16 protein-coding genes and 1 pseudogene are annotated in these 16,775 nt (G+C 49.6%); 7 read left to right on the top strand and 10 right to left on the bottom strand.

All coding sequences use genetic code 11. The annotated features are described in order from the left end of the window. From J0895_RS19775 to J0895_RS19760, 4 genes and pseudogenes are all read right to left on the bottom strand, one after another. Positions 1 to 358: pseudogene (locus tag J0895_RS19775) on the bottom strand (RNA-guided endonuclease TnpB family protein); the annotation flags it as partial. Positions 359 to 677: 319 nt separating this feature from the next. Continuing rightward, entirely contained in the window at positions 678 to 1,352 is a 675-nt protein-coding gene (locus J0895_RS19770) for a GvpL/GvpF family gas vesicle protein (RefSeq protein ID WP_207089718.1), read from the bottom strand. Between the two features lie 3 nt (positions 1,353 to 1,355). Continuing rightward, complete coding sequence (locus J0895_RS19765; protein ID WP_207089717.1) at positions 1,356 to 2,936, bottom strand: hypothetical protein; 1,581 nt, start codon at positions 2,934 to 2,936, stop codon at positions 1,356 to 1,358. After that, a complete protein-coding gene (locus tag J0895_RS19760; protein ID WP_207089716.1) occupies positions 2,933 to 4,813 on the bottom strand; it encodes a protein kinase domain-containing protein in 1,881 nt (626 codons plus the stop codon). The genes J0895_RS19765 and J0895_RS19760 overlap by 4 nt, the downstream gene beginning before the upstream one ends. Before the next feature lie 362 nt (positions 4,814 to 5,175). Here J0895_RS19760 and J0895_RS19755 point away from each other — a divergent pair, with 362 nt between their 5' ends. Then, positions 5,176 to 5,658, top strand: a complete 483-nt coding sequence (locus tag J0895_RS19755) for a 2Fe-2S iron-sulfur cluster-binding protein (RefSeq protein WP_207089715.1) — start codon at positions 5,176 to 5,178, stop codon at positions 5,656 to 5,658. 479 nt (positions 5,659 to 6,137) lie between these two features. Here the strand turns inward: J0895_RS19755 and J0895_RS19750 are convergent, their stop codons facing one another. Beyond that, positions 6,138 to 6,668: a pentapeptide repeat-containing protein gene (locus J0895_RS19750; RefSeq protein WP_207089714.1), complete on the bottom strand. Its 531-nt coding sequence runs from the start codon at positions 6,666 to 6,668 to the stop codon at positions 6,138 to 6,140. A 120-nt stretch (positions 6,669 to 6,788) separates the two neighbouring features. Between J0895_RS19750 and J0895_RS19745 the strand changes: the two genes are divergently transcribed. Then, the gene (locus tag J0895_RS19745) at positions 6,789 to 7,370 is read left to right on the top strand and encodes a YraN family protein (protein WP_207089713.1); all 582 of its coding nucleotides are present in this window, start codon (positions 6,789 to 6,791) and stop codon (positions 7,368 to 7,370) included. A gap of 59 nt (positions 7,371 to 7,429) precedes the next feature. On the opposite strand, the gene J0895_RS19740 is transcribed toward J0895_RS19745, so the two are convergent. Next, positions 7,430 to 7,819 (bottom strand): hypothetical protein, encoded by a 390-nt coding sequence (locus J0895_RS19740; protein WP_207089712.1) that lies wholly within the window; start codon positions 7,817 to 7,819, stop codon positions 7,430 to 7,432. 680 nt (positions 7,820 to 8,499) lie between these two features. On the opposite strand from J0895_RS19740, the gene queA reads away from it, so the two are divergent. Continuing rightward, positions 8,500 to 9,666: a tRNA preQ1(34) S-adenosylmethionine ribosyltransferase-isomerase QueA gene (queA, locus tag J0895_RS19735; protein WP_207089719.1), complete on the top strand. Its 1,167-nt coding sequence runs from the start codon at positions 8,500 to 8,502 to the stop codon at positions 9,664 to 9,666. A gap of 112 nt (positions 9,667 to 9,778) precedes the next feature. On the opposite strand, the gene rpmF is transcribed toward queA, so the two are convergent. After that, on the bottom strand, positions 9,779 to 9,958 hold the full coding sequence (gene rpmF / locus J0895_RS19730) for a 50S ribosomal protein L32 (protein WP_015151487.1): 180 nt from the start codon (positions 9,956 to 9,958) through the stop codon (positions 9,779 to 9,781). A 141-nt stretch (positions 9,959 to 10,099) separates the two neighbouring features. Then, positions 10,100 to 10,942: an Npun_R2479 family HD domain-containing metalloprotein gene (locus J0895_RS19725; protein WP_207089711.1), complete on the bottom strand. Its 843-nt coding sequence runs from the start codon at positions 10,940 to 10,942 to the stop codon at positions 10,100 to 10,102. A 469-nt stretch (positions 10,943 to 11,411) separates the two neighbouring features. Here J0895_RS19725 and J0895_RS19720 point away from each other — a divergent pair, with 469 nt between their 5' ends. The 3 genes from J0895_RS19720 to J0895_RS19710 all read left to right on the top strand — a co-directional run bounded on the left by J0895_RS19720 (position 11,412) and on the right by J0895_RS19710 (position 12,836). Continuing rightward, positions 11,412 to 11,612, top strand: a complete 201-nt coding sequence (locus tag J0895_RS19720; RefSeq protein WP_015151489.1) for a hypothetical protein — start codon at positions 11,412 to 11,414, stop codon at positions 11,610 to 11,612. A 314-nt stretch (positions 11,613 to 11,926) separates the two neighbouring features. After that, a complete protein-coding gene (gene psb28, locus J0895_RS19715; protein WP_207089710.1) occupies positions 11,927 to 12,283 on the top strand; it encodes a photosystem II reaction center protein Psb28 in 357 nt (118 codons plus the stop codon). A 214-nt stretch (positions 12,284 to 12,497) separates the two neighbouring features. Further along, positions 12,498 to 12,836: a P-II family nitrogen regulator gene (locus tag J0895_RS19710; RefSeq protein ID WP_207089709.1), complete on the top strand. Its 339-nt coding sequence runs from the start codon at positions 12,498 to 12,500 to the stop codon at positions 12,834 to 12,836. A gap of 115 nt (positions 12,837 to 12,951) precedes the next feature. Here J0895_RS19710 and rdgB read toward each other — a convergent pair whose 3' ends face one another. Both rdgB and J0895_RS19700 read right to left on the bottom strand, forming a co-directional pair. Beyond that, entirely contained in the window at positions 12,952 to 13,557 is a 606-nt protein-coding gene (rdgB, locus tag J0895_RS19705; protein WP_207089708.1) for an RdgB/HAM1 family non-canonical purine NTP pyrophosphatase, read from the bottom strand. 97 nt (positions 13,558 to 13,654) lie between these two features. Further along, entirely contained in the window at positions 13,655 to 15,127 is a 1,473-nt protein-coding gene (locus J0895_RS19700; protein ID WP_207089707.1) for a phosphoglucomutase/phosphomannomutase family protein, read from the bottom strand. A 444-nt stretch (positions 15,128 to 15,571) separates the two neighbouring features. On the opposite strand from J0895_RS19700, the gene J0895_RS19695 reads away from it, so the two are divergent. Continuing rightward, positions 15,572 to 16,744: a calcium-binding protein gene (locus J0895_RS19695; RefSeq protein WP_207089706.1), complete on the top strand. Its 1,173-nt coding sequence runs from the start codon at positions 15,572 to 15,574 to the stop codon at positions 16,742 to 16,744. The last annotated feature ends 31 nt before the right edge of the window (positions 16,745 to 16,775 follow it).

Raw genomic sequence — 16,775 nt, 5'->3', positions numbered from 1 at the left:
TTTTAGGGTAGGTGACTGTAAACAGACCCCCCGGTTTGCGATAGTTGGGCGCTTTTGGCTGATGATTTAGTTCACCTTTTCGACACTTAGCCTTTAGTTTTTTGAAAGACTTGAAGGCTTCACCGACATTTATGCCAGTCTGTTGCATTGAAGATGCGTAGCCAGCCTTGACATGAACATTGGTTTTCATCTCTGCTGTTAAGTCGAACCCAGTTACGATACGCGCAGTCTTAAAGTAAATCTGACGAGCGTAGTAGGTCGCACAGTTATAGAGGTTATTTGACTCAGCACAAAGATATTCAATGATTGCTTGAGTATCTTTGTCTGTCTTGATTACATTCTGCTGACAGCCAAACAATTTTAACCTCTTCTTGTTTTTAGTTTTGTTGTTTGCTTTTGCCTAATGATACTCTATAAGAGTAGAGTTTTGCAGAAAGATGCGATAGAGCGCTACATTAACGACCCTCATCATGGTTAGACTACAGTGTAGGCGGTTAAAACCGCTCGTGTGGGCTTTCCACCTCGGTCTAAAGACGCGAGGCTACCAGCCCTACCGTGTTTCTCTAGTGTTATCGATCGCCACCCCGAACGGCAAGGGATTGATGTAATTTTTAATATTTCCGTAAATATGCTGAGTGGGGGTAACTCAAAAAAGGTGACAAATGCCAGAAGCTAAATTAGACGAAATGATAGGGCGGGAGGGCCTCTCCCAACTGCAACTCCCAAGCGGAACAGGTTTGCTGCCACTCTTGGAATCGTTCATAAAGTAGAGGTTCTTCTTGGATGGAGGCTAACAGAAAAATCCGATGACTCTGATCCTCAAGGTCGGAGGCGATCGCCTCGGGGTACAATTCAGTCACTTGGCGGCGAATCCAGTCCCATTGGGCCGATTGCTCATTCTGAAAGGCTTGAGTCGCTTGATAGCGCTGTTTTTTCGCCAGTAAATAGGCTTTACCACGGACCTCAGTAGAAATCTCGGACTCGGGTTCAGGACGGGGAATGCACTTTAAAATGTACTCCCCTTTATCGACCAAGCGATCGAGTTTCTCTAAATATTCCGCTTCCCGAGTGACTAAATGCTCTTGTAATGCCTGCAGAGACAGAAACAGGGTCCCAAATCTCAGGGGTAACAGGCATTGTTGCTCAAACAATTCTCCCAGGGTGCGATCGTGGGCGACGATCGCCTGAACTAACAGCGCATCATCCCCTTGCAAGCGGTTAATATCCACATCGAATTCCACCACCGCACAGATCTCCGTCCCTGGAACCAGTTGCACCAATTGGTTAATTCCCAGGGGGAGTTCTAACTCAACCGGGGGTGTTTTTAAAAAAGCGTAAGCGTAAACTTCCATCGGTTAACTGGGAATAAATTCGATCGCCAAGCATAGCTGTGCCCAACCGGATTGCCAGTATTGCTGGGAGGGGCAGATTTCTACTCCTAGGGTATCCTCACAGGCTAACAGAGCCGTTACGAGGTTTTCCACCGGATCCCAGGCCGTTTTCCCGACAGTAGAAGGCAATGAACCCGCTGAGAAACCAGCCCAGAATTGGGGGCATAACTGTTCCAGGGCGATCGCTTCAGCATACCACCCACTCCGGCCAGATTGAATCACTGTCCCGGGTACCAAAGGGGCGATCGGGCTGGGAGGCTGTCCCGTGGCAATATCGATTGAGCAGGAGAAACTCGGGGTTTCCACGGTCAAAATTCCCACCAGTCGCAACATTCCCGTTTCCCAGTCTCGTTCCGGTTGCAGAATGCGGGCATTAACTCCCGCAATCCATTGCATCCCCTCTAATCCTGATCCGAGCATCTTCCACAACAGTTGAGAGGCTAATTCGTCGATGGAAATCTCTGGGGGAGGGGTTAGGGGTTGGGGGGTGAGGGCGAGGCGACTGGCGATCGCCACGAATAAGGGAATCAATTCCGCCCCCTCCCCATTGTTGTTACTTCCAGGGATGCCATGACTTTTTTCTTGCCAGTCCCAGAGGAGGGTCAGAACCGCAGCAGCAATCCCCCCATCGGAAGTCCCCGGAGTCGTGGAGGAGTCGGGATAGTCTACCAGGGGTTGTACCCCACGAATTTTCGCGGAAGTGGGGTGATCCGGGTCTAAAAATGGCCCCGAGAAAAACTCCTGTTCCGGATCCCTGACAAATTCAAACTCTAAGGTGAGTTGAATCTCACCCACCTGCCAGCGACTCCCAGGTTGGAGGAATTCCATCGGCGTGGGTTGGAGGAAGTGGGCCAGTTCGGGGGTTACCAGATGCAGTTGTTGGCGCAGTTGGGCGATTAAGTCCGCCAGGGGAAGAGACTCGCGCAAGGGGGCGACTGCATCGGACTGAATCCGGGTGGTTTCAGGGTCGAGGGGGACTAATTCTCCGGGGTAGGGACAAGGGCGATCGCTGGCGAGGTCAAAAAACCACTGCAAATCCCCACTCTGTCCCCGTAATCCGAGCACCAGTCGCACCATTCCCCCGAACCATCCCTGTTCCGGTTGGAACATACTGGCCGGAATCCCGCTAATCAGTCGCATCACCGCTTCGGAACTGCTGACGGCGTACCAGAGGAGTTCAGGAATCCAGTCTTCTAGGGGGATGAACCGGGTTTCTGGGGCTGTTTTTGGGGTGGGGTTGGGGTCGTCTGAGAGAATAGCCGCTTGTTGAAAGGCATCGAGGACCTGACAAGCTTCCGGGAGGACGTAGGGGGTGAGGATTTCCGGAGTTGGGGGATAGTCGAAGAGGCTGACGGCTGCGGGTTGCCGCATTTGGGCTACCTTCGCGATGAGTTTCTCCCAGGCGGCGATCGCCCCGGGATCTAAGCAAAATTCACCCGTTTCAGGGCCGGTTTTTGGGGGGGGAATCAGCTTGAGAATGGTCTGCCGGACTTTTAAGGGGTCAAAGGGTGGATGTTCCGGGTCTAATTGTTGCGGTTCGCTCATAAAGTTTCTTTCCCATCAATCTGGAAAAAGTGAATCGCGCCACCAAATTCGGTCCGGGTGGCGATCGCTAAATTTAGGGGACTTGGTGGCATCTGGGTTCCAGAATTGAAGGGGGCAGCGAGGGCGATGGGGGATTCGGGTCCTTGAATAGCAGCCACCGGCTCTAAGTCGTTATTAAACCAGAGAATTTGCCCTTTCTCATCGGCCCTCACCCCACCCCCAGGGACGGCCGATAAACAAACTGGCAGAGTTGCTAAGGGCAGGCGACGCACCCGCAGGGGCCAGAGTTGGATCTGCCAAAGGGCGGGTCTGGGGTGACGGGTGATTCCTGCCAGGGTATAGGGTTGTTCGGTTAAAATCACCGAGTCTAAAATGCCCTTAAATGATTCAGACCCGATTCGGGTTCCCCGACGGGTATAAACCTGGAACAGGGTCCGGCCCTGGTTGGGGGTGGAGTCGTACCGGATTGCCAGGAGATGTTTGGAGTCGAGAAAGAGGATCTCAGGCAGCTCATCGTCAGGAATTGGGCAGTGATGGTCTGGGGCCTTAAACCCGGTAGGGGTGAGGGTGGCGAGGGAATAAAAGTTGAGTTGCCCCTTCATGGCAATGGCTAACCAGCGGCAGTCCGGGTCAATTGCCATCCGAAATTCGCCATCACAGGTGAGTTGGGGTTGGGGTTGATCTTCGGCGATCGCCAGCCAATATAGCCGACGTCCGGTACTCACCCAGCAGCCCCCCCTCATCGGCAGGACCTCGGTCACGCGATCGGGAAAATCCACCACCTTGGGGGGGAGGGTCAGTTGATGCCAGCATCTCACCTGATTAGCATGGGCCGCGTAGAGATAGCTATCCTGGGAGACTAACGCCGTGGTGGGAACCGGCAGGGGAATGCGGGACTGTTGGGTACTGGGGAGTTCTGGTATTTCCGGACCGAGGGACTCGTTCAAGGGTAACGGGCGATCGCTCAAGAGTCGCACCCCGGGTTCATTCATCGCTGCTTTAATCTGTTGTGCCATTTGCGCGGCGCTGGCATACCGACGCGCCGGGAGTTTCTCTAAGGCTTTTTCCAGAATTAACCGCAAGGGCAAAGGTACCTGTTCCGGGACCTGCAAGCGCTGATTCAAATGCGCCCACATCAGGTCCCCAGGTTTTCCCGTAAAGGGCCGATATCCCAGCAGCAGTTCAAACAGCAAAATCCCCATTGAGTAAATATCCGCACCCCGAGAGTACAAGCCATAAAAGCCTTCGGGGGCTGCATAAGCGGTCGCCCCCACTGCTTCGAGTTCATCACTCTCCCCCCGACGACTCCCTTGTAGTTCGCTGAAACGCCGCGCAATGCCAAAATCGGAGAGGCGGGCAAACCAGGCTCCCTTTTTCACGCTCAACAGGATATTTTCCGGTTTGATGTCACAGTGAATGATTCCCGCATCATGAGCGCATTCTAATCCCGCTAGAATCCCCAGCATTAATTGCATCCCTTCCCCTAAACTCAGGGAAGCCTTCGGTTCCAGGAGTTCCCGCAGGGTTGCCCCTTCACAGTAGTCCATCACCACATATCGGGCGGTGGGGGTTTGTTCTAAGGCGCGACAGGTGACAATATGCGGATGTTGCAAGGTGAGTAAGGACAACAGTTCCCGCAAAAATTTATGGGTGGGTAGACGCAGGTGAGTCAGTTCTTTGAGGGCCACCAATTGGCCGGTTTTGCGCTCGATCGCACAAAATACTTTGCCAAATTGTCCCTGCCCCACTAATGCTAAAACTCGATATTTGGGCAGTTGCTTTTGGAGTTGCCGCAATTCTGTGGGTCTTGCGGGACCCGAGGGACGACTTCCTTTCAGATAGCCGCGATTCGGCCCCTCATCGGATTGGTTAGTCACGTCGATCCTCTCTCCCTTGTTGATCATGCGATCGCTCTGTCCTGTGGTGAGTCATCCAGACTCGCCGGGTGTATTGCCCCTTCCTATCGTAAATCCCTTTGCCCGCAAATGACCGTTTCCCACCCGGCCTCGGATCTCCTGACTTGCACTGCCAATGTCACAATAATTAAATAATTAAGATTGAGCCAGCTTTCAGGGTGCATCAACGTTTAAATCCGTCTGGGTCAGCATAATAATCTTTAATTGTCAAGGGTTAATCTCAAAAAAAGGCCAGTCCCCTTCTCCATTATCCTCAAAGTCAAAACCCGATCTACCCTAACTCGGAATTAACCCTACAACCCACAACCAATCACTCAATTAAGATGGTCAAAATTGTTCGCTTAGAACCAATCGCCCAAGATACCGAAGTTCAGACCAATGCAAACATTCTCTCGGCCCTACTCGCTGAAGATCTCCACGTCCTCAAAGAATGTGGAGGGCGAGGATTATGTGCCACCTGCCATGTGTTTATCAAACAAGGCATGGAGAGTGTCTCCCCAATGGGACGCCGAGAACAACGCACCCTAGAGGTGATCACCACCGCCAAAATTAACTCTCGCCTCGCCTGTCAATCCCGAATCCTTGGAGAAGGAGTCGTCGTCGAAGTCCCCACAGGGATGTATCTCGATGCGATTGAAGATATCGAGGCCCTCATCGGACGGCGCACGGAACAAGATCTATTACATCCCATCACGGGTCAAGTTGTGGTGGAATCGGGTAAGTTAATTACGCGATCGGTGATTCTCGAACTCAAAGATGTTCGCATCCAAGTCGGACAATATTTAGCCCGCACTCGCGAAGCTTAAAACAACCAGGTTTCTGAGTATAATTCTCTTCCTGATTCCGAATAAACCTCTGACATAATTCCAGATTAATCCCCCCAAACTCGGAGAGAAAGGGGGGATTTTAATGCAACAGTCCTGCCAGAATCGTTCTGACAGGACTGCCTGTTATCTTGACTTGTTAAAAAAGACCTTTGAGGTCTGTGTTATTTCGATTTTCTATGTTTTTACTTTATCTGAACCTGGGGAGAGTGCACATCTATCTTTAGAGAGAAGTTGCCTTAGTCAGGGGTTAGAGGAGGCAGAACTACAGGAGGTTGATGTAGTAGAGATTAGAAACTGGGTTTCTTCACCAAGTCTAGGGCGATGGGCAAGAAATCTGGCGAGAAACCCGGTTGATTGTCCTCAAGATTGAACCGCGAACTGCGGTTCTAGGAGAAGGAAAAACTCGCGATCGCCCCCTTCAACTGCGCCCCCTTGTCAATCCCGCACCCAAACCCGGTTTAATCGCAATAAAGGGTATCGCGAGTATTGCGTCCCGTGACGGGATTGGTCCCGGTAGCAAGATCGCAGAGGATTTGATTGGCATCATCGCGCAGGAACACATCGGTAAAATCTGCGCCTTCGATGTTGGCCCCGTTAAATTTAGCACTGAAGGCAAAAGACCCTTCGAGAATGGCATTTTTAAGGTTCGCTTTGATAAACCGGGCGGTATCTAAGGTGGTGTTACTCAGGTTTGCACCTTCTAAATTGGCCTCTTCTAGGTGCGCGGCGAATAGGCTGGCCCCTTGCAAGTTGGCATGACTTAGGTTACTTTTGCGGAGGTTAGCGTGGTTAAAGCTGGCTTGGGTGAGGTCCCGACCGGAAAAATCCGCGCCGAGGAGGTTTTCTTTGTTATAGTTTTGGGCGATCGCCTCGGGAGGATAAGCTGTGGTGAGGGTGGCGACTGTTCCGACTGCTGAGATCCAAACCAGTACCGAAACAACCAGACTGATGACCCGAGTCCAATCCCAGTTACAAAACCAATTTTTCATACGTTCGTTTCGTCGATCCAAAAGTGACTCCTGCGCGATGGGAGGGATGATTTTTTAAGACAAAGAAAATTCAAGTATCCGTTGTTATTTTACCAGCAAGCGTAACCCTGGAGTTGTCTGATGTCTGCTTCTTCTCCCCTTTGGTTGAGTGTCCCAGCGCCTCCGAGTCCCAATCCCGGTTTGTGGGGTGAAGCATTGGTGGGGCAATGGTTACTGGATACAGGATGGGAGATTAAAGCGCGGCGTTGGCGCTGTCGCTGGGGGGAAATTGATCTGATTGCTTGGCAGTCTTCTTATACAACACAAAATAAGCTGTTTGTCAAGGGAGGTGTCTCCCCTCAGTTGGTCAGGAGTGAGGGGGGTCTGTTGGCATTTGTGGAAGTTAAAACGCGATCGCCAAGGAGTTGGGATGCTGGGGGTCTTCTGGCAATTTCCTCCGCAAAGCAGGCCAAATTGATCCAAACTGCCCAGTTATTTTTAGCAGAACATCCGGAGTTAGCTGAGTTTCCCTGTCGGTTTGATGTGGCGTTAGTCCAATATCAGCGCCAAAGGCGATCGCCCCAGGCGGGGGTTAACCTCCAGGGCGATCGCCCTGGTCAACCCTCACCGCCACGGAATCCCGTCTGCCTCGGTCAACCCCAACCCATCGGAGACTATTGCTTTACCCTGCATCATTATATTTGTGGAGCGTTCGACGCCTAAGATCGAAACCCTTTAATGTTTCCCGGTGACGAGGTTTCAGTTGTGGGAATTGGCCTGGATTATGCTAAAGTTTCCGGACAATATCCCAACCCTTGCACAAATTGTTCACGAAACTCCTCAATTTCACTCAAATCAGGATGACCGTGAGAAACAACAGCAATCTGATAGCGACGCATCACCTCAATGGGAGACTGTTCGTTTTCCAATGCCCATAGCGCCATTTGCAATCGGATACTCGGTTGGCCGGGGATGCCTAATTCATTCATAAATGCTCGAAAATCCCCATCCTGCTGTGCTTTGAGGGGGTGATTCATTTTCACCCGCACAATCCATCCATCGATTTGATGAATCACGGTCAGGAAGCGAACCGGCAGATTCGCGCTTGTATTAAGATATTCCGCAACTCTTAGGGTTAGACTGGCATTTGCCAGGTGATAGAGGTAATCCATCTTCACCAATTTCCGTATTCTTGGACAATAATGAGTCATCTGGTTTGTCCTGTGGGTTAGTTGATTGCTTGTTGGCTTATGAACCTAGCTCTCCCCATCCCTAGCCAAGCTTTAATAACTCTAGCCCTTGGACTTTGCAGCGCCAGGGAAATATGGCTACATGAGTTCAGGCCAGTGCCAGGAAAGGAATCCAGATGCTTTGCGTTCTCATGGAATTTAAAACAGACCCAACTGAAGTAGGGAAGAATTGAACCTTCTTAACAGATGTGACTTTCGAGGAGGCGTTTGGTTGAGAAAATCGGGAGATTTTGCCAACTTTGTTTATGGGTTGATCTGCTTTTATCCAATTCACCCAGATCATCGTCATCCTTCGATCGCATAACTATCAAAGCTCTATATTCTATTGTGGCGATCGCCTGGTTTTTCTAACATGGGTAAGATCCCTCTGATGATATGGGGAAGTCTACCCAAGTTTTTACACTTACCGATGGATTACCTTGCTTTAAAAATTTCTTACGCTATCCTAAGTATTTATCACCAGGTTTCTCTAAACCCTTCACTTCTCTTTTATTCAATTTAGCTGATTTTAAAAATAAAAGTTTAATGAGCCAAACTTTACCTTATAATTTTCTATCTTATCACAGATTCAACCGAATAAATCCCTTTTTGGGATGACAAGTATGTTCCATAACGAAATCGATTCTGAGAGTTTAACATCCCCGGTCAACGGCCCAATCCACAGTAATACCGGGGGCGATCGCACCCTATCAGGATATGACTACGACCTGCCGTCCGAAAGAATCGCTCAGAATCCAGTAATACCTCGGGATAATTCTCGGTTGCTGGTGGTAGATTCACCCACCAGTCACCAGCATCGGCGATTCCGAAACCTCCCAGAACTCCTAGAACCCGGTGACTTACTGGTTCTCAATAATACTCGGGTGATGGCAGCTAGACTCCACGGTTATAAATCCACGGGTGCACCTGTTGAAGTCCTGCTGTTAGAAGACCAAGGGGATAACCAGTGGTTAGGATTAGTCAAACCGGGTCGGCGTTTAAAACCCGGGGCGCTGATTCAGTTTCCTGCGCCAGAGAATCCAGAGGGCAAACCTGGATCAAACTCCACCTTGCAGGCTAAAGTTTTAGCCATTGATGAAGCAACAGGGGGGAGAATCTTGCAATTTGAAGCGACACCGGGGGCCTCAGTCCGGGAGTTACTGGAGGCTTATGGACAGGTGCCATTACCGCCTTACATTACCCAATCCGTCGCTTCACCGGACCAGTATCAAACGGTTTATGCCGAACAGTCTGGATCCGCCGCCGCACCCACTGCGGGGTTGCACTTTACGGAAGAATTGCTCGATCGCCTGGAAGCGAAGGGAATTAATCGCGCCTTTGTCACCTTGCACGTAGGAGTTGGGACCTTTCGCCCGGTGGAGGTTGAGGATGTCACCCGCCATCAAATGCATCAAGAGTGGGTGCAAGTGCCGGATGAAACCGTGGAAAAAATCCGCGAGACGAAAGCGCGGGGGGGTCGAGTGATTGCGGTGGGCACTACGGGAGTGCGATCGCTCGAAGGGGCAGCAGTCACCGGGGAATTGCAGCCATTTTGTGGCAAGACTGATTTATTTATTTATCCGGGATATCAGTGGCGCGTCGTCGATGGATTGATTACAAATTTTCACTTACCGAGATCGAGCTTGCTGATGTTGGTGAGTGCATTAGTGGGGCGCGATCGCCTGTTGGGGTTGTATCAGGAGGCGATCGATCATGAGTATCGCTTTTATTCCTTTGGGGACGCGATGATCATTTTGCCTTCCGCCAAGACTGAAACTTCAGCCTCCTAAAAAATTAAGCATCAAGCACTTGACAAACGACAATGCTTCATGCTTGATTTTTGCTCTTAACTGATAGCAAGACGCGATCGCCCGCGTCTTGACCATCAATGAACCCCAACCTTTAGGATTCTTCGTCCTCGTCATCTTCATCAGAAGGATAGACAAAACCCGTAGAACGTCCGGTCAATACCGACTTGCCGAGGGACAGGGCTTTTTGAGCTTGCAAAGCTGCTTTGTTTTTCCAAGTCGCTTTGCGTTTATCGCGCTTGGATTTCGAGGTTTTCTTCTTGGGAACCGCCATAACCGGAATGACTCAAATTTTTGACAACCTTTCCATTTTAAGCCATAATCTTGACTCTGCGATCGCACCGAGAGTTGATTACGGCTTTCCGGGGTAAAAAAATTTCACACCCTACCCAGTTTTCCCACTGGCTCCTCATCCTCATGAGTGAAAATTTTCATGCTCGATCACAAACACATTGGCATACAGATTGGCTAAAACCTGTTGTCCCTGTTGGGTCAGCCCTAGGTAAGGTAGGGCCTCCTGAATATAAGGATAAACGCTTTCCCAATAAACCCGAGGATATTTGGCCCGCAGATCCCCAGGGTTTTCGTACCCCAGTTTTGCATTCATGCCAATTTCTTCAAATTCATAGAACAGCGCACTAATCTTTTTCAAATATCTGGGATCGCTGAGTTGGCCGACGAGGGCCGACGCCCGCACCAGTGCTGGATAAGTGCCATTTTCCTGAGAATCCTCAACTATCGGCATGGGAAACCGCGTTAGTTCGATATTCCGCTTGAGAGCTTCGGCATCAATCAGTTTATGGCCGCCAAAGCGCTCTTGAATAAACAGCTTATCGCGATCGACTCGATAGGGTGTCAAGCTGGCAGAAGTTGCCCCTTCCGGTAGCCTCACCGTTTCGCCATTGCAACCCGTGGCATAGAGCCCGGCTGCCGTTCGGTCCTGTTTGCAAACCCCTTTGACATAGCCGATATCGTGGCAAACCAGAGAAATAATAAAGTGCAGCCAATCTTCACAGGAAACGCCGCCCTCGCGGATGTGTTTCCCCCGCAAGATCTCTTGTCCCACTAACGTGATGTTAATGGTGTGTTCGATATTGTGGTACAAAGCATCGGTATTTGCCAGGTTCTCTAGGGCCATGTGGCCCGCCCAACCGATAATATCAGCATAGTCTGGTTTCAAACCCCCGTATGTCCGGGCATAGCCTGCTTTAAGCTGGCGCACGAAGTCATCAATCAAGATTTCCGTGGTATTAAACATATCCCCTTCTGCCTGTTATTATTTGCGCTTCGTTACCCTGTAGGGTCCAAAAATGCCGAGTAGACCGCAAACATTGCTCCTGTCAATCATCAAAACTCGGATTTGTGAGCTTGAACCAGAGAATTAGGTGCTGGTATTCAGTTTAGACAATTGGGTGACCTCAGAGGTAAAAATACAGCGTCAGATTCCGACTCTGGTCCCCTTGGAAAGGGTTAGAGTGGGACCCCACCTTGACCGGATGTAGAGAGAACTCATGGGGCGTCTGGCAACTGGGGACTTGCCTTGCCTAGCTGTTTTTTTCAATATACGGTTTTTTCCTCTCCTTCCATGATGCAGATCCTCGGGTGTCGCGATCTAGATCACACCCATAAGCCGGATGCGATCGCATCGTAGAAAAGAAGAATCGCTAAGATCTATATCATATCGATCATACCGATTTTCAGTGGAAATTATAGGTTTCCCTAGAACAATGGAACTAACCGCAGCCATGTCTCAAGTCCCTCTGGAAGAACTATACGGTCAAGTCATGTTCTCTAATGTCGTGACTCGTGCCGATCGCCAACAGCTTAAAGCCGCTCTTTTAAAAGACTGCTTGAGCGAAGACGAACAAGCCATCATTGACCGAGTGCTTTATAATGTCCGCAGGGGATGGCTCCAGCTTATCGATTGAACTCCCACCCACTTATAAAAAAATCTGCTTCTAACTTTAAGCAGTGACTACGCTATCCTTTTATTAATTTTGTCCGATTTGATATTCGGATGCTGCCTGGTGAGGTCATTTCCTCAACCTGTCAGCATCCTTTGGCTTTTGATCTCTCAATTCATTTTCCCGGCCCCCAGAACCCAGCAAGGGGATAAAATCTTGATGAACGTCCCTCTGCTCTAGCGAGAATTGAGGGCAATTTTTTATGGTCATTTGATAACCTTTCCCTAGGGGAACTCCAAAATGCTACGATAAGAGAGACGTTTAGACGGGTGCGACTCGTGAGTGTCTCCATACAATTTATCAAGGGATTAGATGAGGAACTCGGCGGAATTAGTCTGCGAAAAGGCCGAGACTCGGGAACGAAAACAGTAGTATTACTGTTTGAACGGGTCCAAGCTATGGAAAAAGGCCGGAGCTTTATTAATAAAATAGAAACCTTAAATTTGTGTGATGAAGAAGGGGGAATTACCGTCATTCCCAATGGCATGAAATTTCAATTTGTTGATGATGATAATCTCTCCCAAGCTGAATGTTCCTTTGAAGTAACTTCTGATGAAGCATGGGAACGGGTGATGAGATTTTTGCACCGATATGCCGATGCTCATGGGTTTGAATTCCAAGAACCCAAAGTCTAGGCTTTCACCTTTGGGGCGATCGCCAATTCGAGGCCGATTAGCTGGGATCAACGCAATTGATTGGCTCCCGCAATTTTCTCGGATCCCAAGCTCTGTGTCAGCGCAATCCCGAATTTCTGTATCAAAAACTACAAAAACCCAGGACAGGGCGGTGATACTAAGGTACGATGCAGGTTACGCAATCAGCAGTTCAACAGCGTGAGGAGTCAGAAGCTTGAAAAAGGTAGAAGCCATTATTCGGCCATTTAAACTTGATGAAGTAAAAATCGCCTTAGTTAACGCAGGCGTAGTGGGGATGACTGTTTCAGAAGTCCGAGGCTTCGGACGGCAAAAAGGTCAAACTGAACGGTATCGCGGTTCTGAGTACACCGTAGAATTTTTGCAAAAACTCAAAGTGGAGATTGTCGTCGATGACGACATGGTAGATCTCGTGGTGGACAAAGTTGTTACTGCCGCTAGAACCGGCGAAATTGGTGACGGTAAAATTTTCATCTCCTCCGTGGATGAAATCGTCCGGATTCGCACCGGAGAAAAGAACCTGGAAGCCATTTAGAACCTTGAGCAAGAATTAAGACTCAAGAATTGAGAGCAAGGATTTAATAGATGCTCAGTTCTCAATTCTCCGTTCTCCTCAAATCCCCCTCCAATTCAAGTTGGAGAGGGATTTTTTATGAAAAATCTAAAGTGGCCAACTCGGGTAGGAGAATATTAAAAGCTTGACCGCGATGACTCAGGCGTTTTTTAGTCTCAGGGTCCATTTCCGCAAAGGACTGACGCTGTTCGGTGTGGTAAAAAATTGGGTCGTAACCAAAGCCGTTATTTCCTCGCGGACGATGGAGGATCCGACCATGACAAATCCCTTCAGCTTGTAACGCAATCGAACCATCGGGACGGGCGATCGCGATCGCACAGACAAACTGCGCCTCTCGATTCAGTTCAGTGCCTAACTCAAACAGTAGGCGATCAATCCGCTCTTGATCCGTGGCACCATAACGAGCGGAAAAAATCCCGGGACTGCCATCAAGAACATCCACAGACAACCCCGAATCATCAGCGATCGCCCATTGTCCCGTCGCGATCGCCACCTCCGACGCCTTGATCACTGCATTCTCAATAAAAGTCTCCCCCGTCTCCTCCACGTCGATTTCCGGGGGTTTAAGCTGCAATGACCAGCCCAACTCCCCCAAATATGCCTCCATTTCTTCCAGCTTGCCGGGATTGCTCGTGGCAACCACTAGGCTTTTTTGCGTTTCAGGTTCTAATTCTAAGTTCATAGTCAAAAGAGAGATTCGGTATCAACTGTTCCAGGGATCAGGGGTTAAGGGTTCCGGAGGAGCGAAAAACAACGGGAGTGTGAAGTCATTACACCCGCTAAACCCCCTCGGCCCACTGTTTGGCCCAAGCTAAGGTATCACGGACTTGGGCCAGAGTACCCGCTTCACAATACAGTCGCAAGACGGGTTCAGTGCCGCTAAATCGAATCAGCAGCCAACTGTCATCGGTTAAGCGAAATTTGTAGCCATCAATGGTTAGACAATCCACCACGGATTGACCGGCGATTTCCGTCAAGGTGGTGGTTTTGAGTTGTTCACGCAGGCGATCGGCAACTGCCATACTGCTCAGGGGTAAATCGATGCGGTCATAGCTGAAGTGATAGTCAGCTTGCTCCTGAGCGCGACGATAGAGAGTGCCTAATTCTAAGCCGGAGTGAACGATCGCCTCTAAGAGGTACAGGGAGGAAAGCAAGGCATCCCGTTCCGGGACATGAGTGCCATATCCAATGCCGCCAGACTCTTCGCCGCCAATCAGGACGCGATTTTCTAGCATCCGATCAGCGATATATTTGAAGCCGATCGCGGTTTCCATGACTGGCCTATCGTACAATTTTGCCACCCGGGGAATCAGGTCGGAACCGCTGACGGTTTTGATGACGGCCCCCATAAATCCGCGCCGTTTCGCTAGATGTTCGATTAAGACGGGGATCAAGATTTGGGAACTGAGGAAGGTGCCATCGCCATCGACGGCAGCAATGCGATCGGCATCGCCATCGAAGACAAATCCCACGGATAAACCGGGATTATCCGATCGCCGGTGAGTTCGCATTAGTCGGAAGAGGGAGGAGAGGTAGCGCGGCAGGGGTTCTGGTGCACCGCCATCAAAGAGGGGGTCGCGATCGCTGTTGATTTCCTGCACCGGGACCTCTAGGATTTTGCCCAGTCCAGTGGCTCCCGCGCCATGCATGGCATCAACAAATACCGTGAGTTGACCTTGGGCGATCGCCTCTTTAATCCGGGCAATATCCACCATTGAGCGCAGCATTTCGCAGTAACTCGGCCAGATATTAAACTTCTCTAACTTTCCTGGGGAACGGGAAGTGGACCCGGGCTGATTCTCCTTGGACAGTTGCGCTTCGATTCGTTGGGTGACTTCCGGGGGGACCGAACCCCCAAATGCACCCTTGACTTTTAAGCCGAGGTAGGCTGCCGGATTATGGGAAGCGGTCAAGACAATAGCGCCGAGGGCCTTGCGTTGGTGGGCTAACCAACTAAAGGCTGGGGTTGGGGCGTAGGTTTCTGACAGCATCACGTCAAACCCGACAGATTGGATAGACTCCGCCGCTGCTTGAGCAAAGGTTTCCGCCATAAAACGGCGATCGAACCCCACGATAATTGTCCGGCTTCCGGTAGAGGGTCCGTAAACTTCCTCTAAAATCTGGGCCGCGATCGCCGCCACCCGGACCACCCGCGCAAAGGTAAAATCAGCAGCAATTACACCGCGCCAACCATCGGTACCAAACTTAATCGGGCTACCATTCACCGGGAGAGAGATGGGTGCAGAACTCATAAATTTGTGCCTCAAACCACAATAATTGTTAAAGAAATATCGACTTAGCAAGGATCCTAATCGACCCTCAGAGAATCAGATCAAAAGATAGATTGACCCCTAAGGTTTTGCGATCGGTGATTACCGACTCATCTGTAGTCCTAAGCGTTTAAGATTTTATCAAAAAACTGGAGAGATAAAACAGGTTAAAATAGATTGGTGAACACAAGTTACTCCCCTTTAAAGGAGAGAATTGTGAGAGATTTTAGGCCAAGAGTTCATGAATCGACACAATCGCCAGCTTCACAGCGATCATTTAGAGCAATAATAGACCGAAGGCGCTTGTCCAAATGTAAATATTCGGTAATTTTTCGGGGACTGGGCCACCAGGAGCAATCCTTAAAACTGCTAAAATAATTGAGTCTGTTTTATTCTGTTGTAAATTCAGGAAACCCGTAATCGAATATGGCTATTATAATTGGCACAGAGCAAGCTGATCTCATCTTGGGAACCGTTGAATCCGATTCGATTCTGGGCTTAAAAGGTGAAGACACAATCGACGGAAGCTCAGGAAATAATACCATCAACGGCAACCAGGGTGCTGACCTCATCATTGGCCGAGAAGGAGATGACTTCATGTTTGGGGGTCAAGGAGATGACGTCATTTATGGCGGCAGTGGGAATGACACCCTGTTTGGGAACTTAGACAATGACATCCTATTTGGGGAATCTGGAAACGATCTGCTCTTAGGGGAGGCGGGACGGGATATCCTCTACGGGGGAGACGGAAACGATATTTTACAGGGTGGGGATGATAACGACACCCTCCTTGGGGAAAATGGGGATGATACCCTATTTGGAGAAACAGGGGATGATGTCTTATTTGGCAATAAAGGTGACGATCTACTCCTCGGGGGACTGGGAGACGATACGCTCTATGGTGGACGGGATGACGATAGTCTCTTTGGAGAAGATGGCAATGACCTGCTGTTTGGAGATTTAGGAAATGATATCTTAAATGGCAACATAGGTAACGATACCTTACATGGGGGAGAAGGCGAAGATACCCTCTATGGTGGACGTGGAGATGACAGCCTTTTTGGAGGTGCAGGAAGTGATTGGTTGTTCGGTGGATTAGGTGCGGATACCTTGACGGGCAGCACTGGATCGGACTATTTTGTATTGCAGTTAAATGCGGGGGTAGATCTGATTACGGACTACAACCCTCAAGAGGATTTCTTAGCCTTGGAAGAGGGTTTAGAATTCGGTGATTTGGACTTTAAAAATATTACGAATGTTGGTCCAGATAATAGTCTTACCTCTAGTACCGCGATTTTGCTTAGAGATACGCAACGGATTATTGCACTTGTATCAGGAGTGTCCGCCTCTGGTTTCACCGGAGCGGATTTTGTGGATATTTCTGGACAACCGATTTCTATCGAACGTCCCCCAGTGGAAGATAATACGACTTCGACGAATCAGAATTTTACAGCGACTAATAATCTATTTGAGACGGGTTTGGCGGATCTGTTTAGCACGCCTACACAGGAGACTCTGGAATCCAGTGTTAATCAGAATATCCGCAGTGGATCTGATTTTTTGGCCTTGGATAATACGGATACCCTAGCACTGATTTAAGTACAGTGATGGAGGGGGGAATAGGGAGTTT

Origin of the sequence: Phormidium pseudopriestleyi FRX01 (assembly GCF_017313335.1) — a bacterium.
Lineage (GTDB): Bacteria > Cyanobacteriota > Cyanobacteriia > Cyanobacteriales > Laspinemataceae > Laspinema > Laspinema pseudopriestleyi.
Note: the sequence above shows the minus strand (reverse complement) of the source record. Positions and strands in the feature narration are given on the sequence as shown.